Source organism: Bradyrhizobium monzae (genome assembly GCF_021458635.1).
Taxonomy (GTDB): Bacteria; Pseudomonadota; Alphaproteobacteria; order Rhizobiales; family Xanthobacteraceae; genus Bradyrhizobium.
Window position 1 is genome coordinate 191,779 of the sequence record NZ_JAIRDQ010000006.1, and the last position, 22,905, is coordinate 214,683.

General features: G+C 62.2%; 26 protein-coding genes. 7 read left to right on the plus strand and 19 right to left on the minus strand.

The annotated features are described in order from the left end of the window. Positions 1-153: 153 nt before the first annotated feature. The 4 genes from K3F49_RS22710 (at position 154) to K3F49_RS22725 (ending at position 3,207) form a co-directional block, all read left to right on the plus strand. Positions 154-645, plus strand: a complete 492-nt coding sequence (locus K3F49_RS22710) for an OsmC family protein (RefSeq protein ID WP_234683175.1) — start codon at positions 154-156, stop codon at positions 643-645. Between the two features lie 256 nt (positions 646-901). Then, a complete protein-coding gene (locus K3F49_RS22715; protein WP_234683176.1) occupies positions 902-1,819 on the plus strand; it encodes an NADP-dependent oxidoreductase in 918 nt (305 codons plus the stop codon). A gap of 196 nt (positions 1,820-2,015) precedes the next feature. Further along, on the plus strand, positions 2,016-2,633 hold the full coding sequence (locus K3F49_RS22720; RefSeq protein WP_234683177.1) for a nitroreductase family protein: 618 nt from the start codon (positions 2,016-2,018) through the stop codon (positions 2,631-2,633). 28 nt (positions 2,634-2,661) lie between these two features. Next, positions 2,662-3,207: a carboxymuconolactone decarboxylase family protein gene (locus K3F49_RS22725; RefSeq protein WP_234683178.1), complete on the plus strand. Its 546-nt coding sequence runs from the start codon at positions 2,662-2,664 to the stop codon at positions 3,205-3,207. Positions 3,208-3,249: 42 nt separating this feature from the next. Here the strand turns inward: K3F49_RS22725 and K3F49_RS22730 are convergent, their stop codons facing one another. The 8 genes from K3F49_RS22730 to K3F49_RS22765 form a co-directional block, all read right to left on the minus strand. Next, on the minus strand, positions 3,250-3,480 hold the full coding sequence (locus K3F49_RS22730) for a hypothetical protein (protein ID WP_234683179.1): 231 nt from the start codon (positions 3,478-3,480) through the stop codon (positions 3,250-3,252). A 29-nt stretch (positions 3,481-3,509) separates the two neighbouring features. Next, a complete protein-coding gene (egtD, locus tag K3F49_RS22735; RefSeq protein WP_234683180.1) occupies positions 3,510-4,463 on the minus strand; it encodes an L-histidine N(alpha)-methyltransferase in 954 nt (317 codons plus the stop codon). A 93-nt stretch (positions 4,464-4,556) separates the two neighbouring features. Next, on the minus strand, positions 4,557-4,976 hold the full coding sequence (locus K3F49_RS22740) for a cupin domain-containing protein (RefSeq protein ID WP_234683181.1): 420 nt from the start codon (positions 4,974-4,976) through the stop codon (positions 4,557-4,559). 55 nt (positions 4,977-5,031) lie between these two features. Next, positions 5,032-6,468 carry an MFS transporter gene (locus tag K3F49_RS22745; protein WP_234683182.1) on the minus strand — a complete coding sequence of 479 codons (1,437 nt, stop codon included), beginning with the start codon at positions 6,466-6,468 and terminating at the stop codon, positions 5,032-5,034. 12 nt (positions 6,469-6,480) lie between these two features. Continuing rightward, positions 6,481-6,684, minus strand: a complete 204-nt coding sequence (locus K3F49_RS22750; RefSeq protein WP_234683183.1) for a hypothetical protein — start codon at positions 6,682-6,684, stop codon at positions 6,481-6,483. Between the two features lie 36 nt (positions 6,685-6,720). Continuing rightward, the gene (locus K3F49_RS22755; RefSeq protein WP_234683184.1) at positions 6,721-7,638 is read right to left on the minus strand and encodes an NADP-dependent oxidoreductase; all 918 of its coding nucleotides are present in this window, start codon (positions 7,636-7,638) and stop codon (positions 6,721-6,723) included. Continuing rightward, on the minus strand, positions 7,635-8,315 hold the full coding sequence (locus tag K3F49_RS22760; protein ID WP_234683185.1) for an FMN-dependent NADH-azoreductase: 681 nt from the start codon (positions 8,313-8,315) through the stop codon (positions 7,635-7,637). The genes K3F49_RS22755 and K3F49_RS22760 overlap by 4 nt, the downstream gene beginning before the upstream one ends. 118 nt (positions 8,316-8,433) lie before the next feature. Next, positions 8,434-9,051 (minus strand): cytochrome P460 family protein, encoded by a 618-nt coding sequence (locus K3F49_RS22765; protein ID WP_234683186.1) that lies wholly within the window; start codon positions 9,049-9,051, stop codon positions 8,434-8,436. Between the two features lie 369 nt (positions 9,052-9,420). On the opposite strand from K3F49_RS22765, the gene K3F49_RS22770 reads away from it, so the two are divergent. After that, on the plus strand, positions 9,421-9,897 hold the full coding sequence (locus tag K3F49_RS22770) for a redoxin domain-containing protein (protein ID WP_232993626.1): 477 nt from the start codon (positions 9,421-9,423) through the stop codon (positions 9,895-9,897). Positions 9,898-9,930: 33 nt separating this feature from the next. Then, complete coding sequence (locus tag K3F49_RS22775) at positions 9,931-11,394, plus strand: MFS transporter (RefSeq protein ID WP_234683187.1); 1,464 nt, start codon at positions 9,931-9,933, stop codon at positions 11,392-11,394. 76 nt (positions 11,395-11,470) lie between these two features. On the opposite strand, the gene K3F49_RS22780 is transcribed toward K3F49_RS22775, so the two are convergent. From K3F49_RS22780 to K3F49_RS22825, 10 genes are all read right to left on the minus strand, one after another. Then, positions 11,471-12,811 carry an MFS transporter gene (locus K3F49_RS22780; protein ID WP_234683188.1) on the minus strand — a complete coding sequence of 447 codons (1,341 nt, stop codon included), beginning with the start codon at positions 12,809-12,811 and terminating at the stop codon, positions 11,471-11,473. Positions 12,812-12,899: 88 nt separating this feature from the next. Continuing rightward, a complete protein-coding gene (locus tag K3F49_RS22785) occupies positions 12,900-13,445 on the minus strand; it encodes a DUF1993 domain-containing protein (protein WP_234683189.1) in 546 nt (181 codons plus the stop codon). A 164-nt stretch (positions 13,446-13,609) separates the two neighbouring features. After that, a complete protein-coding gene (locus K3F49_RS22790) occupies positions 13,610-14,185 on the minus strand; it encodes a cytochrome P460 family protein (RefSeq protein WP_234683190.1) in 576 nt (191 codons plus the stop codon). 56 nt (positions 14,186-14,241) lie between these two features. Then, positions 14,242-14,661: a GNAT family N-acetyltransferase gene (locus tag K3F49_RS22795; protein ID WP_234683191.1), complete on the minus strand. Its 420-nt coding sequence runs from the start codon at positions 14,659-14,661 to the stop codon at positions 14,242-14,244. Next, entirely contained in the window at positions 14,648-15,439 is a 792-nt protein-coding gene (locus tag K3F49_RS22800; protein ID WP_234683192.1) for a peroxiredoxin-like family protein, read from the minus strand. The genes K3F49_RS22795 and K3F49_RS22800 overlap by 14 nt, the downstream gene beginning before the upstream one ends. Then, positions 15,436-16,443, minus strand: coding sequence for a LysR family transcriptional regulator (locus K3F49_RS22805; RefSeq protein WP_234683193.1), 1,008 nt, complete (start codon positions 16,441-16,443; stop codon positions 15,436-15,438). Before K3F49_RS22805 ends, K3F49_RS22800 begins: the two co-directional genes overlap by 4 nt. A 237-nt stretch (positions 16,444-16,680) precedes the next feature. Continuing rightward, positions 16,681-17,367 carry an antibiotic biosynthesis monooxygenase family protein gene (locus K3F49_RS22810; RefSeq protein ID WP_234683194.1) on the minus strand — a complete coding sequence of 229 codons (687 nt, stop codon included), beginning with the start codon at positions 17,365-17,367 and terminating at the stop codon, positions 16,681-16,683. Between the two features lie 225 nt (positions 17,368-17,592). Then, on the minus strand, positions 17,593-18,336 hold the full coding sequence (locus K3F49_RS22815) for a ferredoxin reductase (RefSeq protein WP_234683195.1): 744 nt from the start codon (positions 18,334-18,336) through the stop codon (positions 17,593-17,595). Beyond that, positions 18,329-18,934, minus strand: coding sequence for a sulfite oxidase-like oxidoreductase (locus K3F49_RS22820; RefSeq protein ID WP_234683196.1), 606 nt, complete (start codon positions 18,932-18,934; stop codon positions 18,329-18,331). Before K3F49_RS22820 ends, K3F49_RS22815 begins: the two co-directional genes overlap by 8 nt. Before the next feature lie 206 nt (positions 18,935-19,140). After that, complete coding sequence (locus K3F49_RS22825) at positions 19,141-19,554, minus strand: cupin domain-containing protein (protein WP_234683197.1); 414 nt, start codon at positions 19,552-19,554, stop codon at positions 19,141-19,143. Between the two features lie 1,048 nt (positions 19,555-20,602). Between K3F49_RS22825 and K3F49_RS22830 the strand changes: the two genes are divergently transcribed. Then, a complete protein-coding gene (locus tag K3F49_RS22830; protein ID WP_232993638.1) occupies positions 20,603-20,959 on the plus strand; it encodes a baeRF12 domain-containing protein in 357 nt (118 codons plus the stop codon). A gap of 1,222 nt (positions 20,960-22,181) precedes the next feature. On the opposite strand, the gene K3F49_RS22835 is transcribed toward K3F49_RS22830, so the two are convergent. After that, the gene (locus K3F49_RS22835) at positions 22,182-22,901 is read right to left on the minus strand and encodes an RraA family protein (protein WP_234683198.1); all 720 of its coding nucleotides are present in this window, start codon (positions 22,899-22,901) and stop codon (positions 22,182-22,184) included. Positions 22,902-22,905: the final 4 nt, after the last annotated feature.

Sequence of the window (22,905 nt, forward strand, 5' to 3'; positions counted from 1 at the left end):
TTACCTGAATGGTCGCCGGATTTACTTGGTGAACGCACCGGTTCGAGCGGGCGCAGCGCTGAGATCGCACGAACTCCAAGGTTCGTTCCGCGTAGCTGACGTGCACACTCGTTGAAGCCGGGGATCAATCACTCGGACGATCGGGACCTAATCATGACCAAGATCCGCGAAGTTGTCGTCGCAAGCGATCCCACCAATCATGGCGCGCTGGTTGGCCATGTCGGCGACTCTCGGTTTCCTGTCGGCGGCCCGGATGGCGTCGGCCACATGTCTTCTGGACCCAATCCTTACGACCTTCTCAGCGCGTCTCTTGCCGCATGCACTGCCATGAGCGTTCGTTTTCAAGCCCGGCGCGAGAAACTTCCGCTGGAGCGATTGGAAGTGGGTGTCAGCTTCCACCACGGCGCCCAGGGCGAAAGAGATTCGTTCGAGCGCACCCTCGTGCTCGGGGGAGAACTCGACGCACAGCAGCGCGCATTCCTGCTGGAAGCAGCAAACCTCTGTCCCGTTGGTAAAATTCTCGGCATTGGAGCGGATATCAGCACTCGCTTGGACGTTACTATTTCCGGCCGCAACGCAAGCACTCAGGCCAGCTACGAGGACGATCTGGCTCTGCTCCCGATCCCGAATATCACGCCGGATTGAGCATCTCTCGCGCGGTCGATCCTGCGCCGGGGCATCGCGGCCTATCATACCCGCAGCGTCTCCGGTTCGGCGAACCCGCCACGCCTCGCGGGCATTCGCTCCGCGGCTCACCGCAGGCGTGCTTTGATCTCTCGGGCCGATGGCATCGATTCCATAGCCACAGGTCATTGGACCATCGATTCTCACGATCGTAGTTTTGCTCGTCTGCAAAAGAAGCTCGAAAGATGACGACACACCACACACAGGGAGGTGGATGATGAAGGCAATCGTCGTAAGAGACCAGGCTGCGGGAACTGCCGGGATGAAGCTCGTGGAGCGGCCCGAGCCACAAGCGGCGATCAACGACGTCGTCGTTCAAATTCATGCGTCGGGATTCGTCCCTACCGAGCTGACATGGCCCTCGACATGGACCGACCGCCTCGATCATGACCGAACACCGTCGATTCCCGGCCATGAACTGGCCGGAGTGATCACCGCACTCGGCTATGGCACGACGGGGCTCTCAGTGGGACAGCGAGTGTTCGGCCTCGCCGACTGGCATCGCGACGGCACCCTGGCGGAGTTTGTAGCAATGGAGGCGCGAAACCTTGCGCCGCTCCCGGGCGACGTAGACTTCACGGTGGGCGCGAGTCTGCCAATCTCAGGCCTCACCGCGTGGCAAGGACTGTTCCAGCACGGCCGCCTTCAGACAGGGCAGAGCATCCTCGTGCACGGCGCGGCCGGCGCAGTCGGGTCGATGGTGACACAACTCGCACGATTGGCTGGCGCCTACGTCGTCGGCACCGGGCGCGCCGCCGATCGTCAGAAGGCGCTCGAGTTCGGCGCGCAGGAGTTCGTGGACCTCGAGAACGACGTCCTCGAAGACATCGGCGGAGTCGATCTGGTGTTCGATGTCATCGGCGGCGACATCGGGAAGCGGTCCGCGCGCCTGATTCGCGCTGGCGGAACTCTGGTGTCCATCGTCGGACCCAGCGAGGAGCGGCCCCGCGATGGCCTGGCGGTCGACTTCGTTGTCGAGTCCGATCGTGCCCAACTGAGCGAGATCGTCCAGCGCGTGCGGGACGGACGACTGCGGATGAACATCGGCAACATCGCGACTCTCGACGATGCCGTCGCCGCTTTCAATCCGACCAAGCGGATCAGCGGGAAGACGATCATCCGCGTCCGTCCGTGAACGACACGCATTCGATGCTCGCAGCCGGCCGCGTTCTTTTGGACACGCCGGGGGCACTGGGACACCACCCATGCCCCCGGGCATGAGATGTCGAACGAGTTCCATCCCCGCAGCATTTCCAGCAACGAGAGCGAAAGCACTCGCTGTCTCGACCTATCCCTTCACGCAAGGAAACACCATGACTAACGGAATCACCATGACCAACGCCGTCATCGAATGTATCGTGAGCCGCAGCGCCGCTAAGTACTACGACCCCACCGCCACTCTGAGCGACGAACAGATCCGCGAGCTGGTGCGAATCGGCACTACCGCGCCGACATCCTTCCACTTGCAGAACTGGCGCTTCATCGCCGTACGCACGCCGGAAGCCAAAGCTCGGCTCAGTCCGATCGCTTGGAGTCAGCCCGCAATCACCGAAGCGGCCGTTACCTTCATCGTCTGCGGCCAGCTGGCCGATTCCAGCGTCGTCCCGGAGCGTCTAGCACCGCTGGTGGAAGCGGGCATCATGCCGGCAAAGATGGTGCCGGAATGGGAAATCCCCGCACGCGATCTGTACATGGAGTACCCGCAGCGCCAGCGGGACGAGGCAGTGCGCACCGGCACCTTCGGCGCTGCGGCGATGATCTATGCGGCCCTGTCGCTAGGCTTGGGCTCGACGCCGATGATCGGTTTCGATGCCGAAGCGGTGCACCGCGAGTTCGGACTGACCAAGGACGAAGTACCCGTCATGCTGTTGTCCATAGGGGCTCTGCGTCCGGGAAACTGGGCGCAGAAGCCGCGCCGGCCGCTGACCGATGTGTTGAATCTCGTTTGATTGAAACCAGCAACCTACAGAGAATGTGATGCCAAGGATTGCAGCTCTAAAGCCGGAACAGGTGCCGGCCGATTCGAAACCGACTCTCGATATGTTCACCAAGAACATCGGGTTCACCCCGAACATGATGACGACCTTCGCAGCAAGCCCGATCGCGTTCAACTCATGGGCTGCCCTGCTCGGCTCCCTGAGCAAGGCACTCGACGTGAAGACGCGTGATAGCATCGGCCTCGCTGTCTCCGAAGTGAATGGCTGCGATTACTGCCTGACGGTTCACAGCTTTACGGCCGATCATATGGCCAGGCTGCCGGCCAATGAAATCATTCTCGCTCGGATGGGCCATGCCAGCGACCCGAAGCGCGACGCCGCGATCCAGTTTGCGCGCAAGGTCATCGAGACCCGCGGCAAGGTCAGCGACGCCGATCTGAAGGCCGTCCGCGATGCCGGCTACACGGATGCGAACGTCATCGAGATTGTTGCGCTGGTGGCCATGTACTCCCTGACGAACTTTTTCAATAACGTGTTCGATCCCGAGAAGGACTTTCCCGCCGTTGCGCCGGCCGGTTCGATCTGAACTCGATCCATCGCATCGAGCATCTCCGAGGTGCTCGAGCTTTCATGTGATGCGAGCGTAACGCCCGAGCCATCTATGCACTTTATTCGCCGGCGCAGCGACGAGCATGTGCAAGATGAGCTCGAACGCCGCTTCGCCGTCGATGATGGCCGTCGGCAGCTTGCCTCCATCGATGTGGAGGCTGGCTCCAACGGCGAACAGGCACTCGGACAACCAGGCCAACGTTGCTTCAATGGGCCCCATCAGTTTGTCGAGATATGATCGCGATGCCATGAATGGGCAGCCATTCGACGATCAGCCGCTCAGTAGCGAATGAGTCCGAACAGGCCGAATAGGCCGTCCGCATCCTGCCAAGCCTCGGCAACCCTCCATCCGCCGGAGCGGGCGAGCCGCGCGAAGCTCTCCGCCGTATATTTTCGGGAGCTCTCAGTGTGGATGGTTTCCGACGTTCTGAAATTGAACGTCCGCCCACAGATTGTAACGCGTTGATCGCATAAGCTGACCAGGTGCATCTCTACGGCCTTCTCGATCTCGTTCCAGCGCGCCGCGTGCTCGAACTGCTCCAAACAGAAGTCGCAACCCAGTTCGGTGTTGATCCGCTCAAGGAGGTTGAGATTAAAAGCGGCCGTCACGCCCGCGCTGTCGTCGTAAGCACGGAGAAGCACATCTACGTTTTTCTGGAGATCGACACCGATGATGGCGCGTCCGTCGTCGCCCAGGTGTCGCCCCATCTGCGTAAGCAGGGTCTTCGCCTCGACCGCGTCCAGATTCCCCATCGTCGAGCCCGGAAAAAATCCAGTCCTGCCGCCATGGGAGCTGTCAAACGGGACCTCGAATACATCCAGGAAATTGCGCTCGATGGGGCGGACCCAGAGCGATGGGAAGCGCGACGCGATCCTCTTCGACGTTTCTGCAAGGAAGGGGGCGGCGATATCGATGGGCACGTAGCCTCGCGGGTTACGCAACCCTGCCAGCACAAGCTCAGTCTTAACGCCGGCTCCCGCACCATATTCGATGAGGATCGCGCCAGACTCTACGAAATCGGCGATGTGACGCTGCCGCTCTCGCAAGATCGACGTTTCGGCTCGAGTCAAGTAATACTCATCCTGCCTCGTTATCTCTTCAAAAAGTGCAGATCCACGCTCGTCGTATAACCAACGGCTCGGCATTGTCTTCACATCAGCGGATAACCCGCCGATGACGTCTCGAGCGAATGCATTTTCAACAGGGTCGATGCTGTTAGTTGCTTGAAGCATATTTTCCGCTTTCGGTGGCACGGCAGATATCGGTCGCGATAAGTTCGCGGCCGATATCATCACCGTGGATTCTTGCCTGGCGCAGCGAGTGGGTTATTTAACGGGCGTCGTCAGCGGGTTGTCATTGGCATCGAGGACGAAGACAGCGAGCAGCTTTGCGGGGTCTGTCTTGCTCACGTTGCGGCTGATCGAATGGGTCGCTCCCGGTGGTTCCGACCAGCCCTCGCCTGCCCGATAAATGCGCGTCTCACCGTCGTTCACCTTCGATTCGATCGCACCCGAGATCACGTAGGCGTAGATGAAGGCCGACTTCGCGTGTGTGTGGGGCGGAGAGGCCGCGCCCGGCGCATAATCGACCTCCACGGCGAGCAGCGCCTTGCCAGAGATATTGGGAATGGCCGCCTCAAATTTCTTCGTGACGATTTGCGCTTCGCCACCATGGGCGCGGACGGGGCCGGCCATCGAGAAGGCGAAGGCGGCGCAGGTGGCGGCGATAATGGTTCGGATATTCATGGGCATTCTCCTTCTGCCTATAGGTGTCTGTTTCCTCTCGGACTCGCTGGCCAGCTCAATCTCGCGGAATGAAGTCAACGTGAGGTCCCGGCTCGATAACGAACACCGCGAGCGCGGCGAAAACGCTGGCGACCGCGGCGACAGCCATCGCCATGTGGAATCCTGAGAACAACTGAGGACCCCCCTGCTGCAGGACGCCGCCGAGCAGGGCGATGGCGAAGAGCGAGCCGGCGCGCGAGACCGCACTGTTGACGCCAGACGCGGTTCCGGCGCGATCAGGTTCGACGGAGGTGAGGACGAGGGTCGTCAACGGCGCGATCGCCAGGCTCATGCCCAGCGCCAGCAGGAGGACGCTGGGGAAGATGTCCGCCCAATAGGTCGCATTCGGACCGACTCGGAGCGCCATGGTGCATGCCAAGGCGACGACGGCACCGCCGGCGAACAATGGCAAGCGCCGGCCGAACCGGCGGCAGAGCATACCGGCGAGGGGCGAGACGACCGTAATTAGCACTTGCAAGGGAATGAAGGCCAAGCCTGCCACCAGCGTCGGCAGGTGCGCGCCCCGGATCATCACGAACGGGATCAAGGTTAGCATCACCGTGAATGGCCCGTAGAGGAGCGCGGTGAACAAGTTCGCGCCGACGACCGACCGCGAGGCGAAGAAAGACGGGGGCAGCATGCCGTTGTCGCCTAACCGCCGTTGGATCACGATGAGGCCGGTTAAGCCTCCCAGACCGACGATCAAGGTGACGAGCACCCAAAGGCTCGGACCGGAACCGTTGGTCAGGCTGGTCAGCCCCGCGCCCAGCCCGCCGATCCCGACTGTTGAAAGGACCGCACCACCGACGTCGACCCGGGCGCGGCTGGTCGGGGCATCCTTGGGTATCCACACGACGCCGACGGCGAGCGCGCTGGCGACGAAGGGCAGGAGCATCAGAAAGGTCGTCCGCCAGGACCCGTGATCGAGGATCGCGCCGGCGATCGCGGGCGCGACGCCGCTGGCGATCGCGGCGGCAGCGGACCAGATGCCGACCGCACGGGCTTTTTTGTCAGCGGAAAAGCCCCGCCCAAGCACCGAAAGGCCGTTGGGCAAGATCACGGCCTCGCCCACGCCCTGCATGAAGCGGCCGACGATGAGCGGCGCGAAACTCGGCGCGAAACCAACCGCGGCCGCGCCAAGACCGTAGAGACCGATCCCCGCGAGGAAGATCCGCTTCTGCCCGAACCGGTCACCTAGAGCGCCGGCGACTAAGGTCAAGGCTGCGAGCGGCAGGAACTCGGCATTCATCACCCACTGCAGGTCGAGCGGCGACAGGTGCATGTCCCGGCCGATCGCAGCAAGCGCGACCGTGACGACGGCGCTGCTGACGAACACGAGGCAGCCGCCCAGGCTTGACGCGGCGAGCACCTTGGTGCTGCCCTGCGCGCCGATGGCCTTAGGCTCGCAGAGCGCCAGGCCGCGGTCAGTCAGGATCAGGGATGCGCTGCTCACGAACCTAGTCCCTCAGGTTAGGTCGCGCGGCTCGCGGAGCGCGAACTCATTGGCCAGCAGCCCGAGGCCGAGCCATCGTTTCCGTTCACGGATCACTCCTCGCAACATCAATTCAACCTCAAGCAGACCGCTCGACACCGCCATCACTTCCAGCCCGCGCTGCACCGCCGGACACGCGAGGCCGAGGCGCTCGCCACGAAAGCGACGTCGATCCACGAAGGGAACAGAATCGCTCGCCCTGTCCCAAGTTCATTACGGACGAACGCGGATGATCGTCTTCCCGCTGATCCGCTTGGTTGGATTGAAAGCAGCGACGGCATCGTCGAGGGTCGCGATGTTGCCGATGTTCGTCCGCAGTCGTCCGTCCCGCACCCGCTGGACGATCTCACCCAGTTGGGCGCGATCGAACACGAGAACAAAGTCGATCGTCAGGCCGTCGGCGGGCCGCGCCTCGGTCGGCCCGGCGATGGTCACCAGTGTTCCTCCGGGCCGGATCACGCCAGCAGACCGCTTCGTGATGTCGCCGCCGATGACATCGAACACCAGATCGACTCCGCGGACGTCTTCGAAAACGTCGTTCTCGATGTCGACGAATTCCTGCGCACCGAAGTCGAGCGCCTTCTGACGATCGGCTACGCGTCCGGTGCCGATGACATAGGCGCCCGCCTCACGTGCGAACTGCGTCACCATCGACCCGACTGCACCGGCCGCGCCATGCACGAGTACACTCTGCCCCGCCTGAAGGCGGCCGTGCACGAACAGTCCCTGCCACGCGGTCAGACCCGGCATCGCCACGCTCGCACCCACTGTGAAGTCGACGTCGCCCGGCAGTGGTGCGAGGTTGCGTGCCTCGACGGCCGCATACTCCGCCAGCGTGCCGCCGCGATACGAGTCCGAGAGACCGAATACGCGCTGTCCCACCGATAGCCCGGTCGTGCCGTAGCCGAGAGCAGTGACCACTCCCGCCAACTCCTGCCCGGGAATCGACGGCGTTCGGTCACGGGCGAGGCGATCGGTCCACGTCGAGGGCCACGTCAGCTCACCCGAAGTGAAGCCCGACGCATGAACCTGAACGACGACGTCGTTGATCGCTGCCTGCGGCTCGGGCCGCTCCACGAGCCTCATTCCCGCGGTTCCCGCAGCCTGGTCCGTGACGACGATCGCCTTCATACGACTTGTCTCCTCGGTTCATTCGCCTCGGATGCGGCAACACCCGTTACGCGATCAGGCATGGGAACCTCTCGCATGACCGTCAGGTCGAGCGCCGCGAGCGCTTTCTCCCTTGCTAATGTGGCCCGGTCCCCAGCGAGAAATGCGGTGGCCTGCACGGGAAAGAATTGCAGGCTTTTCAGCCCGATGCCGCCCAGTACAGCCGACAGATACGGTGTGAGAAAATCAGGCTGGTTGGCTTTCTCGCCGGTAAAGACCCCACCAGAAGCGATGCCGACAAACACCGGACGATCCCGGAGCAATCCGACCTTCCCTGCCGGCGTCGACATGAAGGTGCGACCGGCGCGCAGGACTTGGTCGATCCACGCCTTGAGGACCGAGGGAACGGTTAAGTTGTGCATGGGCGTTCCGATGACAACCACATCGGCCGCGTCGACTTCCCGAATAAGCGCTTCGGAAAGATCTAGCGCGCCGCTCGGCGGAGCCGCCAACGTGGCCGGCGACGACAGGGCGGTCGCGTAGTCGGGCGCCGCGTGTGGCAGGGGGTCTGCGCCAAAATCTCGCCGGCTAATGATTGCGGGGGGCGCAGCCTCAAGGAGCTTTTTGACGATCGCCGCCGAAAGCTGGCGGCTGTGCGATTCTGGACGCGGGCTGCAATCAATATGGAGGATGTTCATGCGAACGATCCCCATGGCGTTACGAACCCAGCCGCGGCGCCAACCAGCCCGCTGAGTTCGTTCAAACGCCGCGCGCGCGAGTTCGTTGCCTCGGTGAACCGGTAGCGTGTTGACGATTTCATTTGTCCAGCAGCGGATAAAATTGGGTCCAGACGTCGTCTTTCTTGGCGCTCGCCATATGGCAGAACGCGCATTCGGACTTTGGCTGCAGCTTCGCTGTCGGCGCCTTCGGCTCGTGATGATTGAAGTTGTAGTAACCCCAGCCTCCGGTGTCGGCGTAGCGCTTGCTATCCTTGACCGTAGCGTCCGCACCGTTCAGCTTTCCGGGGAAGAAGCCTCGCCCGGAGGCCTCGGTGCGCGATCCATCCGGGTTCTCGGCTGGGAGTGTTAGCTGTAGTTCCTTGAAGAAGATCGTTCCCTCCGGAAACTCACCTGTCTTCTTGTAGATCTCGTACGAGCCCGGCTCGATATAGACGTTGTGAAATTCGGGAAAATTGGCCTTCCCGCCGTTGAGCGCATTCGGAGTGAGCGGTGAGCCGACGAACACCCACTCATTGAAGTTCTTCGGCAGGATCAAGTCGCCCGATGCGGTATATTCGGGGAAATAGCGCTTCCTCGTCGGTGCGCCGCCGTTATTGGATTCCGACTGCGCGAATACACCTGTTATAGCAACTGCGCTAAAAACCGCTCCGGCGATCGGCAGGGTAACGCGCCTACCTTTTTTCTCCATAACCATACTTTTTCCCACGCAATTGAGTAATGTTCGTTCCAGGTCGGCCTGGGTGTTACTCGATGGAACCTGCGGCATCGGTACCCGTTGATCGCAGCGTGGGACGAAATTTTCCAATAGCCGGCATGTATAGTTTCCATAGCAGCGGGGAATGCTGCTGCGGCCGTCCGCTCCACCATTCGTAATCAAGACCAGTTATGCAGGCCGCGCCGCGCAGCGAGCGGCAATAACGATCGTCTATCGACTCTATGGCAAGACGTGATTTCCCTCACCGGGGGGCGACCGCCATGGTGTAAGACGTTTTTCTGTCAGAAGCGGTGAGGGATCATTCGGCGCTTTGAGCGCCAGACATTTCAAACGAGGAGCGCAATTGTGATGCTGCAGAATAACGACGTCTTTCCCTCTCTTACCTTTGCTCGCGTCGGTGGCGGCGAACTCCATTTGCCTGCCGATCTCGCTGGTTGGTTCGGTGTGGTCCTATTCCACCGCGGTTCCTGGTGTCCGTACTGCAATGCCCAGCTTGCCGCTTTTGCGAGAGCGGCGGACAGATTCGCTGGGGAAGGCATCAAGGTCGTCTCTGTGTCGGTGGACGATCGGGAAAAGTCGGAGATGCTCGTCGAAAAGCACAAGCTCAATTTCCCGGTCGCTTACGGCGCCAACGCGCGAGCGGTTTCCGCAGTCACCGGCGCCTTCGTCAATGACGATCCCGTCTGTCTCCAGGCAACCGGCTTCGTCCTCAATCCCGAAGGCCGCGTGGTGACGGCCGTGTATTCGACCCGCGCGATCGGCCGTCTGATGCCCGACGATGTGCTCGGATTTGTCCGCCACCTCAAATCTTTGGCAAAGAACTGAAGACCAGCGACAGACTAGCGGGGAGGTCGATGAATGGCACAGCCGCTTGTTGAGCCGTGCAGCCGCGGCGTTATCGATGCAGCACCCTGCCCGCGAGAGTTCGGGCGGGAAGCGTCGCCTCAGTGCCGGCGCATGGTGCTCACGGCCTGTGTGCTCGCGTCCTCGATGGCGTTCATCGATGGGACAGCGCTGCCCGTTGCGTTACCGAGATTGCGCGCTGATTTCGGAGCGGACCTCGCCTCCGTTCAGTGGGTTCTCAACGGGTATATGCTGGCGCTCGCCTCGCTGACATTGATTGGCGGCGCACTCGCGGATGTTTATGGCAAGGCGCGCACGCTCGGGCTCGGTTGCGTCCTGTTCGGTCTGGCGTCCGCAGCTTGCGCGCTGGCGCCTTCGCCCGCCTGGCTGATCGCCGCCCGCGTCGCGCAGGGAGTGGCCGCAGCGATCGTCACCCCCGCCAGCCTCGCCCTGATCGGTGCCACCTATCCGCGCGCGGAGCGAAACCGGGCGATCGGCATATGGGCCGCGGCATCGGCTCTCACCACAGCCGGAGGTCCCGTCCTGGGCGGCTGGCTGACCGAGACGTTTGGCTGGCCATCCGTGTTCTGGATCAACCCGCCACTCGCGCTCGTCGCAGTGGGAGTCCTGCTGGCCTTCGCGCCGAAAGATGGCCGCATCCAGCGCAGGTTCGACGTGATTGGCGCCGCGATCCTCGCTTCGGCGATCGGGGCGCTCACCTGGGCGCTCAGCCAGATCGGCCCCAGTGAAGCTCACGCGGCTGCGGACACTCCAGCCCGGCCGGGCACGGTGCTCACAATCGTCGCCGGGCTCGGCATTGTCGGGCTCGCCATCTACGCGTTCTGGGAGCTCAGAAGCGAACACCCGATGACCCCACCTCGCCTAGTGGAGAACCGCGCCTTCCTCGGGCTGAACGTGGCTACCCTCCTGGTCTATGCGGGGGTTTCGATCATGTTCTTTCTGCTACCCTTTGACCTCATCGATCGCCGCGCCCTGTCGCCGACCGATGCCGGGCTGGCATTCCTGCCCTTCACGCTCGGCGTGGGGTTCTTGTCGAATTTCTTCGGCGGGTTGGCGGACAAGATTGGCGCGCGGGCCATGCTCATCGCGGGGCCGGCAGGTGCGGCACTCGCGTATATCTTGATGGCGCTCGGCCGGGAACAATCCCTGATGCTCGGCGTGATCGGACCCATGACCCTGCTGGGCCTGTCCTTCGCTGTGCTCGTGGCGCCGCTCACCGCGTCGGTCATGTCGAGTGTGGATCAGGCCGACGAAGGGCTCGCCTCCGGCATCAACAATGCGGCAAGCCGGATTGCACAGCTTGCCGGGGTGGCACTGGCCGCCGGCGTCGCGTCTTTCGCGTCCGGCTACGAAATCGGCCTCGCCTTAGCCGCTGCGACCTCGATCGGAGGCGCTCTTACGGCCGCGATGACCCTGACACCGATCGCGGCGAAAGGGAGCGGCTCGGCAGAGGCTTAGACTGCATCAGCGAGCGCATAGCGCCCAGTCTCGCCACGCAACATTCGACGAGGTGCCGGAATTCCGCATATGGACGCTATCTGAACTGACCAGCGCCGCTGGTAGCGGCTCCTATCAGTGCGAAGGTCATTCCGGCGACCAAACAAAAGTCCGCGCCATGATCTCCGCCCAGGCCGAAGATCAGTGAGACCAAGGCGGAACCAAGTGACCATCCGACGTAGCGAGCAGCAGCGTTCATCCCGCTTGCGGCCCCGCTACGCCCTATGGGTCCAGCCGTCATCATCGCGGTGTTGTTCGGGGTCTGGAAGAGACCAAAGCCGATACCGCAAAGGGCTAGCCGCCATACAACATCCCACTTCGTTGGAGTTGTCGGCAAGAAGACCATCAAAAGCAAACCGGCCGCCAACAACGCCAAACCAATGCTGCAAATCGCCGCAGCGGGGTAGCGGATTGTCAGGCGACCGGCGATTGGAGCTGTGACAGCAGTCATGAACGGCCAGGGCGTCAAGAGAAAACCTGTCGCCACAGCCGAAAGATGCATCCCCGTCTCAAACAAAAACGGCAAGGAGACGTAAGCCAGAATTTGTGCTGCATAGGAACAGACAGATGTCCACACCGATAGGGTAAACAGAGGTACACGGAAGAGATCGAATGGCAGCATCGGCATAGGGTGCTGGAGCTGTTGTCGAACGAAGAGGCCGAAACAGAAAAGACCCGCTACGATCTCTCCCATCGCAATGCGCCCATCGCCAATACCCAGCGTGCCGACGCCGACGACGAAAAGCCCGAACGCCAACGCATTGAGAGCGGTCCCGATCAGATCGAGAGGGCGAGCAACACGAACGTCTGGTGGTGCAGCGGCAATAAAAAGCGGTACCGCGACGCCGAATGGCACGTTCACGAGAAACAACCAGGGCCATTTTGCCACGGCAAGTATGGTCGCCGCGATGGTAGGCCCCACGGCTCCGGGTATCGCCACCGCTAATGCCACCAACGCGAGGCCCTTGCTGACCCTGCGGTGCGGATAGATCACGCGTACAAATGCGACGCCGGCCACAGAAACGCCGGCCGCCCCAGCTCCCTGAATCAAACGCGCACTCACCAGCATCGGCAATGTTGGAGCGAAAGCGCAACCCAGCGACGCGAGGACAAACGTGGCTAGGCCGACGGCATAAACACGCTTCAGACCGAGTGATTCGATCAGACTTGCAATAGGCAACAAGCAGACCGTTGCCGAAAGCTGATAGGCATTCACGACCCAAACGGTTGCTGCGTCACTACTTGCGAATGAACGCGAGATATTTGGCAAGGCGATATTCACGATCGCGCTTCCAAGGGAACTTAGACCAAGTCCAAGCAGGATGCAGAGCATCGCCCAGCGGCGCTTCGACGCCGTTAAGCATTCGACGGTACCCATCAGGATGCGATCTCCGGCGCGAACTTCGGGCGGCCGGCTTTGCGCATGCTTTCAGTAGACCGGTACTTGATGTTGAGCGAACAGTTTCTCACGAGTAGTCACCGCCGCTTTGCTGACTGAGATTGCCGAGGTAGTCGCGCTTCCCGATGTTCGCTCCGAGGTGCCGAAGGATCGCGTGCGCAATCGAAATGTGGAAGAAGAAGTCGGGTAACACCAGGTGCCGAATATAGTCGTCGCCGCCGAACCACCCGCGCACGATAAGCGGTGTTAGCTCGTATGTGTGGGACTGCGCTCCGGAAATCTTGTCCGGCTGCACGTTTTGCAGAAAGCCGCGCGTCTCGAGGAGCCGCCCCTTCAATGCCGGGTACATCATCGGGGTGTTGTGGGGTGCCGGCGGGTCGTGCTGCATCAGCTTCGCCATGTGCGCGTCGACCTTGTTGCAGCTTACGGAGAACTGTTCTCCGAAAGTCAGCATGTCGGACGCGAGCCGCTCGCGAAGGATCGTTCCAGGCTCAAATCCTCTGGTCCGCTCGAGCGCCTGGGCGTGGTCGAGATAGTCGTCCATCACGTTCAGTCCGTGCAGCATGACAGGGACCGTGATGTCATAGACCGAGAGGGACACGTCGAACTCCATGCACTCGTTTGTACTGTGAACGTCGGTCGGCCCCGAAGGGCCGACAACCGACACGAATGGTCACAATAGGCTCTTCAATCTTCCGGCTTGCCGCACCAGCTTGCGGGATTCGAGATGACCTCCGCGAAATTGCGGCAAGACGAGAGCCCCACGCATACGATCGCCTAGTGACGCAGAACGGGATATCCATTCACATAAATCCAGTCCGTGGCCTGGGCCGGCACGTGGCACCCTTGGCAATCGGAATGATAGTCCGTCGAGGTGGTCTTGAGCGGCTTGTCCGCGTCGAACCACGACCATCCCCATCCGTCGCCCCACAACGGGTTGCCAGGGTGCGTTCCCTTGCTGTCTCTCACCATGACGAACCAGCCCTTGAGCTTGTCGGCGTGGCTCACCGTGCCGGTAGTCATCTCGTTCGTCGAGGTCGCGAAGACCTCTTTCACCAGAACGGCACCGTCTGGGAAGTGGCCCGTTTTCCGGTAGGCGTCGATCGCCCCCGGGGATGCGTAGACGGCGTGCATTTCTTTCGAGCCTTGGCCGCTGTCGGCGGCAATCGCCCAGTTGCCGAGCGCTTGGTAGAGGGTTCGGTAGTCCGCGGGCACGCGCAGGTGCCCGGCGGCATCCACCACGTTCGCGGTCGGGCTGGCAGGAGTCGCTCCGCTGATCTGCGCGAGCGCTGCCACGGTGCCGGCGACCAGCGAGACGGCGACAGCCAGGCCGACAGTCCTCGATAATTTCATGGGGGTCTCCTTAGCTGCTCGCGCGCGGAATGGTCACTCGGCGCAACGGCTTCAAATCACTGTTTCAATCGCTGTGGAGCCGACCGCGTGTGCTCGGTCGGCCTAGCGACCCCAAGATCGGACGCAGCCGACGAGATTAGAAATTCCCTTTGGATATGCATTCGATAGGCGTGAGGTATCGTCGTCCAAAGGCGCTGTGCGCGCCGGCGTCCGGTCCGTCGGCGATCAGCCGTCGAGGAATGCGCCTTACTCGGGTGCCGGGCGGCGTAGCAGGACATGAAGGGGCACTTCGCGATTACTCTTTTCCGGTCGCGTCGCAACGCTTCGAGAACGCCATGCGCCAGCCTCGATCCGTACCCTAGGTCGGATAGCTCTTGTGGTACCTCCGTGTGGAGCAGGACGACGCGACCGTCTTCGACCTTGTAGTAGGCGACTGCGAGCGCGCTATCGCCGAGGGGAATTTCAAACCGGCTCATTGCCGGATTGTCCGGGTGTCGCTTTCCAGCTTCCGCCTCCCTCACTAGACGTGCAAGCGGCCTGGCGCAGCAAGGCCAAGATTTGCGCCGGCTCCTCGCGTATCGTGAAGTCGGGCTCGACGAACGCGCTGCGGATCCGGCCTTCTGCGTCGATCACATAGGTCGCGGGAATGGGCAGCATCCACACCGGTGACCCGTGCCGGGCGCCGAAGTCGAAGCCTCGCCCGGAATAGTGCGCTCTGGTCTCGTCAGGCACCCGGAACAGCACGCCATACGACATAGCAACGCCGTAGTCTACGTCGGAGAGCACCTTCAGGTCCAAGCCTAGGCCCCGCTTGAGCTGCCGCGGGAAGTCCCTCGTTTCGGGTGTCACGACTGCGAGGGTCGCGCCGACGCTCTCGAACTCATCCTTCGCGGCCTGGAGGGCGCGGAGTTCAGCGGTGCAGAACGGACACCAGCCGCCTCTGAAGAAGCTCAGGACGAGGGGGCCGTTGCGGCGCAGCTGTTCGGAGGAGTGGAGACGGCCTTCGGCGTCGGGCAGGAGGAAGTCAGGCGCGTCGTCTCCGACCTTTAACGCATGCGATGCCACGTCTGTATCGCGGAGCCAGCCCACGAGGTGGTTGTATGACTCCCAGTCCGCGGCGCTGAACATCGTCAGCAGCTCGGTGCGAATCCGGGCGAGTGTCTTATCGGTTTGGCTTAGCATCGGTGAGGAGTCATCAGGCTGATGGTCGATTGGCTGGAAGCGGTTGGCCGCCGATGTGCGTGTCGCGGTCATGTGGGCGCCCTCACCACCTCCGGAACCGCTGCGTGCGGCACGCCTCGATCGGGGACTTCGACCGACCAGTCGCGAAGCCGCGCGACCTTGACGAAAGCGTCCAGTGCCGGGGAGTAGCGGCGCCCCTGTACAGCCAGTAGCCGCACTTCGCGCGAAACCGGATCGCCTTCGAGCGGAATGGTCTTGAGCGTCGGAAGGCGCGGCATGTGCTCGGGCACGAGTATCACGCCGAAGCCGGCGGCGGCCATGTACTGCAGGTGTATGTCGTGACCGCTGCGGTGGCCGAGTTGAGGCGGTTCGTCGGGGAAATAGGACTGCTGGATCTTCACGGCGACGTCGCAGTCGGCGCGTTCTAGCAAAATGGTCTCACGGAGGTCGTCGATGCCGATCGAGGGACGGTTTGCGAGCCGATGTGTCGGCGCGAGTACTGCGACGTAGCGCTCCTCGAACAGCGACCAGTCGTCGATGCGCGCGGGCACGTCCTGCACGTCGCCGACCATTGCAGCGTTGATCTCGCCCTCAAGCAAGAGATCGACGAGCTTCTTCGCCGCGCCCTCGCGCAGCTCGACGTGAAGTCCAGGGACGAACTTTGCGATTTCCGCGATTGGATCGAGGACGAGCGACGCCGAGATGGATGGGGCGAGGCCAATCTTCAGAGGCGCGACGTCCTTGCGTTGGAACTCCTGGGCCCGGCGACGCACCGCCTCTGCCGAGGCCAGTGTGCGCTCCAGCATCGGGAGGACTTCCTTTCCAAGATCGGTGAGCTGCGTCAGCTGGCGTTCGCGGTAGATCAACTGCCCGCCGAGTTCCTGCTCGAGCTTCTGCACCCCCTTGGTCAGGGCGGGCTGCGTGACATTGCACTGCTCGGCCGCGCGGGTGAAGTTGAGCGTGGACGCGACGGCGAGGAAGTAGCGAACTTGATGAAGCTCCATGGGTAGTTGTTCTCCGTCAAGGTGCGGCTGTCGATACTGACGAGCCTTTGCACTCGACGACGTGACGGGCACGTCGCAATCATGGAGCGTAGATGCGACTTGCGTGCGCACGTTGTAACGGCTCGGCCTATTGATTTGGACCCACGGACACGCTTTCAGGAACTTCTGAGAGCCGGGCTGGTGCGCTGCGACGCGGGCGAGAACCGGACGGGACTGGCGAGCCATAGTCCGAAGTACCTACGCTCGGCGAGTTGGCGCCATCCGGTGCCAGCGACCACGATTTGGCTGGCCCTTCCCGACGGAACGGCGTCAGGCGTGAAGGGTCTCGCCGCCCTTCGCATCTGCGTAGTATTGAGGCGCCTCACGACGGTCGTACTTCCCGTAGTCGCGCACGATCCGCATTCTCCGGATCCTAGTCCTGTCATTCGGCGCGAAAGCGTCCTCGTAGGCCTGCGCCGCAGCGACGTCCTTCCAGGATATGAGCAGGATAAGGTCACCGGGCGTGAGCACTGCGTCGAAGATGTCCCAGGACGTGCAGTCGGCGGCCCAAGGGTTCAATCCGAGCCACTCGGCGCAGTCGTACGGGTTGTCAGTCTGCTTCCACTCCGCGGGGCGCGTCGCGTTGATCAACGTGACCGTCGTTCCCTCACCCACTTCGGTCTCGTCGAGCCGTTGCTCCGCAAGGGCGTACCCCGCAGGCACCTGATTGTCGGCAGTGATCTGGCCTACGCGGAGGTGGTAGTCTGCGAGGATTTCGTCGCGGCCCTTCCGCTGGACCTCGTGGTGGCGCATGCGAGTGCGCCAGCGGACGAGCGACTTCTCGTCCCGCCAGTTCGAAAGCGAAAGGATCCAGCTCTCGCGGGTCAGGCTCCTGTAGCGGATGTTATCGACGAAGCCTTCGACCTGTTCCAGATCGGGTCGCAACATTTTGGCGTTGTCGAGGTAGTCATCCCAGTTACCCTTATGGGGGAGGACTTCGAAAATCACTGAAAACATGGTTGCATCCCGCTTCTAGAATGCTGAGACGATTTCGATGTCGGAGTGCCCCCGCCATGGGCGGCACCTCCGCAGCAGAAGACCTTCGAGCCGTCGACATCGATCGTCTTGGATAGCATTCGGATGGCTCCCATTTCGTTACTGCTGCGTATCCTTGGATCCAGCGCGACCGCGATCGCCGCAGGCCGCGCGGAGAATCTGGCGTTTGCGAAAACTATCCGTCTCTCAAGCGCCGTAGCGTTCGGTCTTGATCGCCCCGACTTCCAGTCCCAAAGCGAGCGCGGCGTCCGCCGCGATGTCGACGAAGGCGTTCGACCCGCACACGAAGGCGCAGCCGGGGGACACAGGCAGCCGCCCCGCGACGTCAGCGACCATCCTGTAGTCGATCCGCCTGCTGAAGTCGGTGCGGCGCGTCGCCGGCTCGCGTGTCAGAGCCAAGGCGAATGCGAAATCGGGAAGCGACCTCTCGAGCTCGAGGAGTTCGTCCCTGAACGGCACGTCATCCCAGGTCCTGGAGGAGAGCAACAGCGCGACAGGCACTGGCTCTCCGCTGGCCTTCCGATACCGGATCATCGCCATGAGCGGCACGACGCCGGAGCCGGCGCCGATCAAGAGCACTGGTTTGTTGGAAGGCCCCGGCCAGAGAAAGTGTCCGCCAAGGGGCCCGCGAAGCTCGATCGTGTCCCCTACTTGGGCGACGTCGTGGAAGAACGGGGAGACCTCACCGTCCGGGAGGCGCTCGATCGCCAGCTCGATCACCTTGGAACTCGGGGCCGATGCGATCGAGTAGCTGCGCATGGCAGCGTAGCCGTTGGGCGCGGTCAGCCGCACGTCGACGTGCTGCCCGGCCGTATAGTCGAACGGTTCGGAGAGGCGGAGAAAAAAGCTCTTGATAGCCGACGTTCTCGTCCCGACCTCGACAATCGCACAGCTCTGCCATCGCGTGGTTGCGGCAATAGCGTCAGTCATTCGTGTATCGCTGCTCATTCCACGGATCGCCGTACATGTGGTACCCGCGCAGCTCCCAGAAGCCGGCCTCGTCGCGCTCCGTGAACTGAAGCCCGTTCACCCACTTCGCCGACTTCCAGAAGTAGAGATGCGGCACGAGCAGGCGCGCCGGCCCCCCATGGTCGCGCGGCAGCGGCTGGCCTTCATACTTGAGCGCGACCATCGCCTTCCCCATTGCAAGGTCGGCGAGTGGCACGTTGGTTGAGTATCCGTCGTAGCAATGTGCGAGTGCAAACGGAGTGGGTGCGCTAAGGCCAGCGTCGGCGAGGATGTCGTCGACGGCCACGCCCTCCCAGGCGGTGTTGAGCTTCGACCACGAGGTCACACAGTGGATGTCTCGCGTCATCTTGGTTCGTGGGAGCGCGTTGAACTCCGACCAGTTCCAAGCTTTGACCGGACGAGGCCCGACCTTGAGCGTGAAAGTCCAGTCCGCGGGCTCGATTCGCGGCGTGGGACCGGCTGTAAGCACCGGGAAATTGTCGACGAGGTGCTGTCCCGGGGGAATCCGTTCCGATGATTCTGATCCGGATTGGCGGCCTGTGAAACCGCGAGTGACCATAGCGGATTTCCTCCGTCGGCGGTGAAAGGAGCTTAGGTTGGCGCACCCACCACTACCGCAGCGGTGCGCTAGTTGGTCTGAAGCCGGGAGACGTTAAGAGCGCCCGGCCTGCGCATGGAATCAATCATCTGGCGCGGTCGCACGCGGCCGGCACCCGGGCCCGAGCGGGCGCACGTTCGCGAACGCCGCCCCTCCGGTCCCCGGCCCTAGGGGAACGTCAGGCCGAAAGCGGCCGGATCGGGCTTCTCGCCTTTCCGGGGCACCAAGAAGCGCTCCAGCCCACCCGGCACGAAGCTGAGCAGCAGGGTCGCCTGGTCGCCGACAACCTCGATCGTATGCGGCACCCCGCGGGGAAGAGCCGCGTAGGCGCCCGGCCCCACCTCGACGCGGGTATCGCCGACCCGCGCGATTAGCTGTCCCTGCACCACGTAGAGCAGTTCGTCCTCGCGCGAGTGGGTGTGCAGCGGCGGCTCCTCGCCGGCCCGCACCGTCCACAGGACAGTGCCATATTCGCCTCCGGTCTGGCTGCTCTCCACTTTCATCTCGACGTTCGAACCCCCGCTCGAGGTCACCGTCTCGCCGCCTTGAGGCGGCGTAAGAACCGGTTGCTTCACTGACATTAGTAGCCTCCTGATTGTGGACCCTTGTTCGGGTGTCGGAGTGGTGGCGCAAGGTTGCCGCTCACACTCGTCAGAATGGGATTGCGCGCGGCGAATGGGAAATGACGTCACGCCATGAAGTCGATAGCCGCGCGTTATGATGGGCCGTAGGCACCTGAACATCTCTTCTCGATCGCCGAGAGTTCCGCTCGGGCGAGTGCTTGCAGACCGAAGCACCGCACGGCTCCGCAGCGGTGCCAAGCCTCTCTCAGCCATTCCCGATAACGGTCGGCTATCGACTCCATGGCGAGAGGTGATTTTCCTTTCGACCGTCATGGACTCAATCTTCGACCTATGTCGCCCGCTCTCGTGCCCAGACCGAAGCCGGCGTTCCGTTGATCGCAGGTGAGGAGGCCCGATATGCAGATCAAAGAGACAATCGGCGTTTCATTACCCGGCTCTGTCGGAGGTCCGCCAGCCTCGGGCTCCCCCAGGTCCAGCGCTTTGCTGAAGGGCGAGGCGGCGCGGTCCTTATAGAGAGTGAGCGGGGTACCGGCACGCTAGTGCGCCTCTTCCTCCCGCGCGCGCACGCGGCTGGGCTCACCAGCAGTATCGTCGACACGGAGATCGCGTACACGCGGTCACACGACGGCGGCGTATTCCACATCGTAAGCCGGCGCCGATGTTGTAGCCGGCGCAAACAACTGGAGACCGGTTCAGCGATGGAGCTCATGATCCCGCCCGGCCGCCTCGACCGTCCGGTCGACCACGAGACAGACCACGTGCTCGGCCGATGCCGAGATCACGCTCGTCGAGTACGGGGGCTACGTTCCAAGCGCCGCCGACTTCTCAGCCGCCAAGATCGACGTGTTCGCGGCGTCGATTCTTTCGGCCGTCGTTGGGGCTGCTCTGCTCTGGGCAGCTTCGCGCCACGAACTGATCGAAGAGGCGCCGCAGAGCGCCGGCATGCAAGTATCATAGCCCGCCGGTGTTTATGCGGATCGAGAACGGAGGGCTTTCGATGATTCTACCTACTGGTACGACAGTAGCAGTCGCTGACGGCGAGACGATGCGCCTGTTCCACAATACAGGCGTGAAGCCTGGGGTGCACTTGGTCGAGATCACGGCGGCTCCGCCGGCGCCCGCCCACTCAGGCTCGGGTGCGCGCCATCACACCGGCTCTGCCAACCCCGATGGCAGGCGGCTCGTCGAGGACGACTTCGCGGCAGCGACGGCCGCGTTTCTGAACAAGCTCAGCCTGGACGGGACTATAGAACACCTGGTCGTTGTGTCCGATCCCAGAACCCTGGGTGAGATGCGCAAGCACTACCATCGCGACCTGAGAGGCAAGCTCATAGCCGAACTCGCGAAGGACTTCAGCCGGCGTCCGCTCGAGGACATCGCCTCACTGATCGCCGACGCCTGACGCTCCTCTGACGGCGGCCGGCGCAAGCCTGTTTAGTCATAACCTGCGCGAATAGCTGCTGCGACCGACTGAAGACGGCCCCTGAAAGAACCGACCGTTAGAGCCGCGTGGCCTTTCGCCAGGCATGGCCGCGTCCGCGGATAAGAAGGCGGCAACGTTGGGAGCTTCATGAGTTCATTCGGGTGCGCCGACTCAGACGACAGTGAGTGGCTTCGTCCTCCCATGGAGCACCGACAATCCCGACTTGGTCGAGAGTTGATCTGCTTTTTGGCGGGCATCGTTGCCTTCTTCGAAGGTTGCATCGAGACGTCCGAGCCGTTGTGACGGAATATGGAAGGCGAGCATTGCCAACGGTACGAGCTCCTGGCCCAAGCACGTCCCGCATCCGAGGCATCTCCCTCGCGCGAGAAGCGAACGAGCCGATCGTTGCTCATTCGCGACCCGCACGACAACGGCAACCAGCAAACGCACGAAATCGTAGAAAATCGTAGTTTGGCGCACAAAATCGCGCAAGTGGCGGAGAGAGTGGGAGTCAAACTCACAATCTTTAATCACTCTTCTTGAAGAAAACTGAAAGCTGCTGAGTAAGCGCTCGCCCGCCTCCCTAAAGATTTCGAGTCTGAGCCGGGTTCGACTCCGGCCGGCGGTTATGAAGACAAGAACCGCAAGACTGTGCGTGCTGCAGAGCGCTCGCAAATTTATTTTTTGCGAACGCCTCCCGTCCATCATCTTGTCGGTATTCCTGTCGGTATCTGAGGCAATCGACGACTAAAAGTATCGCAAATTCAATTTGTTATGCGACTAGTTGATTATCGGCCAGGGGCACCAAGATGAAAACATCAATAATAACAATAGCTTAGGACGATGGTTCGATTCCATATTTTCGGGAAAATTCTCAACGCACATTGAAAACACGCGCAAAAATTCGCTCCAGCCGTGCGTGTTGTCGGTATTTTTTGTCGGTAGTTGGGAGAATAACCGTTTGCGGAGAATTTCGTTATTCCGAACGAATTGAGCAGATGACTCGCAAGAACGATGGCGCGTGCGCTAACCCCCAAGCAGCGACGGCAAGTTCAATTTCGGAATCTCTGAACCGCGGTATTCGCGCTCGGTGTGACCTACCTAGGCGGCTTTCAGCTTATCGACGAGTAGCCTAACTTGCCTGGCTCCATCCTCATAGCCCGCCGAAAGCCACCGTTCCTGCACGCGATCTACGCCTCGTTCAGCTGGCGTCGGCCCGATCGTTCCAGACGGCATCGATCTCGACGATGCCGGCAGCCTCGAACAGGCCTTTCATGGCGCCGACATCGTACAGCGTCTCTCCGCCGTCGAGCCGCCGCTTGATCTCCGCTTCCTTGGCCATCCGCGCCTCGGCGTTGCGAACGGCGGTCTCGACGCGCGACGGCGGGATCGCCATGACGCCATCGGCGTCGCCGACAATGAGATCGCCGGGATTGACTGTCACCCCGGCCAGGACGACGGGGACGTTGACCGCGCCGGGTCCGCGCTTGCCGGGATAGGACACCGAGACATGGGAGGCGAACACCGGGAACCCCATTTCGGTGATCTGCACGGTATCGCGCGTCGCGCCATCGATCACGGCGCCGCCGAGCTTCCTGATCCGGCTGTAATGGCTCGCGATCTCTCCCCACAGCGCGCCTTGCGGCGAACCGCCATTGGTCAGGACCAGGACATCGCCGGGCTCCGCGACGCGGAAGGCGGCATGCAGCATGAGATTGTCGCCGGGAAAATTGAAGGACGTGATGGCCTGGCCGCAGACCCGTGCCGCCGGAAACAGCGCGCGCATTTGCGGCTGCATCAGGCACTGCCGGCCAACCACCGGCCCCAGGCCTTCGTGAAGATCGGCGACGTGGATGCTTCGCGCTCGTTCGACGAGGGCCGGATCGAGACGGGGAATTCGCGTGTAGACGACGGATTGCAAGGTG

Excerpts from the sequence above, each read along its gene's own strand:
- K3F49_RS22770 (WP_232993626.1), top strand. The coding sequence starts at position 9,421 with ATGCTGCAGAATAACGACGTCTTTCCCTCTCTTACCTTTGCTCGCGTC.
- K3F49_RS22800 (WP_234683192.1), bottom strand. The coding sequence starts at position 15,439 with ATGACCGCGACACGCACATCGGCGGCCAACCGCTTCCAGCCAATCGAC.
- K3F49_RS22815 (WP_234683195.1), bottom strand. The coding sequence starts at position 18,336 with ATGACTGACGCTATTGCCGCAACCACGCGATGGCAGAGCTGTGCGATT.
- K3F49_RS22760 (WP_234683185.1), bottom strand. The coding sequence starts at position 8,315 with ATGAACATCCTCCATATTGATTGCAGCCCGCGTCCAGAATCGCACAGC.
- K3F49_RS22715 (WP_234683176.1), top strand. The coding sequence starts at position 902 with ATGAAGGCAATCGTCGTAAGAGACCAGGCTGCGGGAACTGCCGGGATG.
- K3F49_RS22775 (WP_234683187.1), top strand. The coding sequence starts at position 9,931 with ATGGCACAGCCGCTTGTTGAGCCGTGCAGCCGCGGCGTTATCGATGCA.
- K3F49_RS22740 (WP_234683181.1), bottom strand. The coding sequence starts at position 4,976 with ATGAATATCCGAACCATTATCGCCGCCACCTGCGCCGCCTTCGCCTTC.
- K3F49_RS22825 (WP_234683197.1), bottom strand. The coding sequence starts at position 19,554 with ATGTCAGTGAAGCAACCGGTTCTTACGCCGCCTCAAGGCGGCGAGACG.
- K3F49_RS22790 (WP_234683190.1), bottom strand. The coding sequence starts at position 14,185 with ATGAAATTATCGAGGACTGTCGGCCTGGCTGTCGCCGTCTCGCTGGTC.
- K3F49_RS22810 (WP_234683194.1), bottom strand. The coding sequence starts at position 17,367 with ATGTTTTCAGTGATTTTCGAAGTCCTCCCCCATAAGGGTAACTGGGAT.
- K3F49_RS22725 (WP_234683178.1), top strand. The coding sequence starts at position 2,662 with ATGCCAAGGATTGCAGCTCTAAAGCCGGAACAGGTGCCGGCCGATTCG.
- K3F49_RS22820 (WP_234683196.1), bottom strand. The coding sequence starts at position 18,934 with ATGGTCACTCGCGGTTTCACAGGCCGCCAATCCGGATCAGAATCATCG.
- K3F49_RS22830 (WP_232993638.1), top strand. The coding sequence starts at position 20,603 with ATGCGCCTGTTCCACAATACAGGCGTGAAGCCTGGGGTGCACTTGGTC.
- K3F49_RS22730 (WP_234683179.1), bottom strand. The coding sequence starts at position 3,480 with ATGGCATCGCGATCATATCTCGACAAACTGATGGGGCCCATTGAAGCA.
- K3F49_RS22765 (WP_234683186.1), bottom strand. The coding sequence starts at position 9,051 with ATGGTTATGGAGAAAAAAGGTAGGCGCGTTACCCTGCCGATCGCCGGA.
- egtD (WP_234683180.1), bottom strand. The coding sequence starts at position 4,463 with ATGCTTCAAGCAACTAACAGCATCGACCCTGTTGAAAATGCATTCGCT.
- K3F49_RS22710 (WP_234683175.1), top strand. The coding sequence starts at position 154 with ATGACCAAGATCCGCGAAGTTGTCGTCGCAAGCGATCCCACCAATCAT.
- K3F49_RS22785 (WP_234683189.1), bottom strand. The coding sequence starts at position 13,445 with ATGGAGTTCGACGTGTCCCTCTCGGTCTATGACATCACGGTCCCTGTC.
- K3F49_RS22755 (WP_234683184.1), bottom strand. The coding sequence starts at position 7,638 with ATGAAGGCGATCGTCGTCACGGACCAGGCTGCGGGAACCGCGGGAATG.
- K3F49_RS22795 (WP_234683191.1), bottom strand. The coding sequence starts at position 14,661 with ATGAGCCGGTTTGAAATTCCCCTCGGCGATAGCGCGCTCGCAGTCGCC.
- K3F49_RS22720 (WP_234683177.1), top strand. The coding sequence starts at position 2,016 with ATGACCAACGCCGTCATCGAATGTATCGTGAGCCGCAGCGCCGCTAAG.
- K3F49_RS22780 (WP_234683188.1), bottom strand. The coding sequence starts at position 12,811 with ATGGGTACCGTCGAATGCTTAACGGCGTCGAAGCGCCGCTGGGCGATG.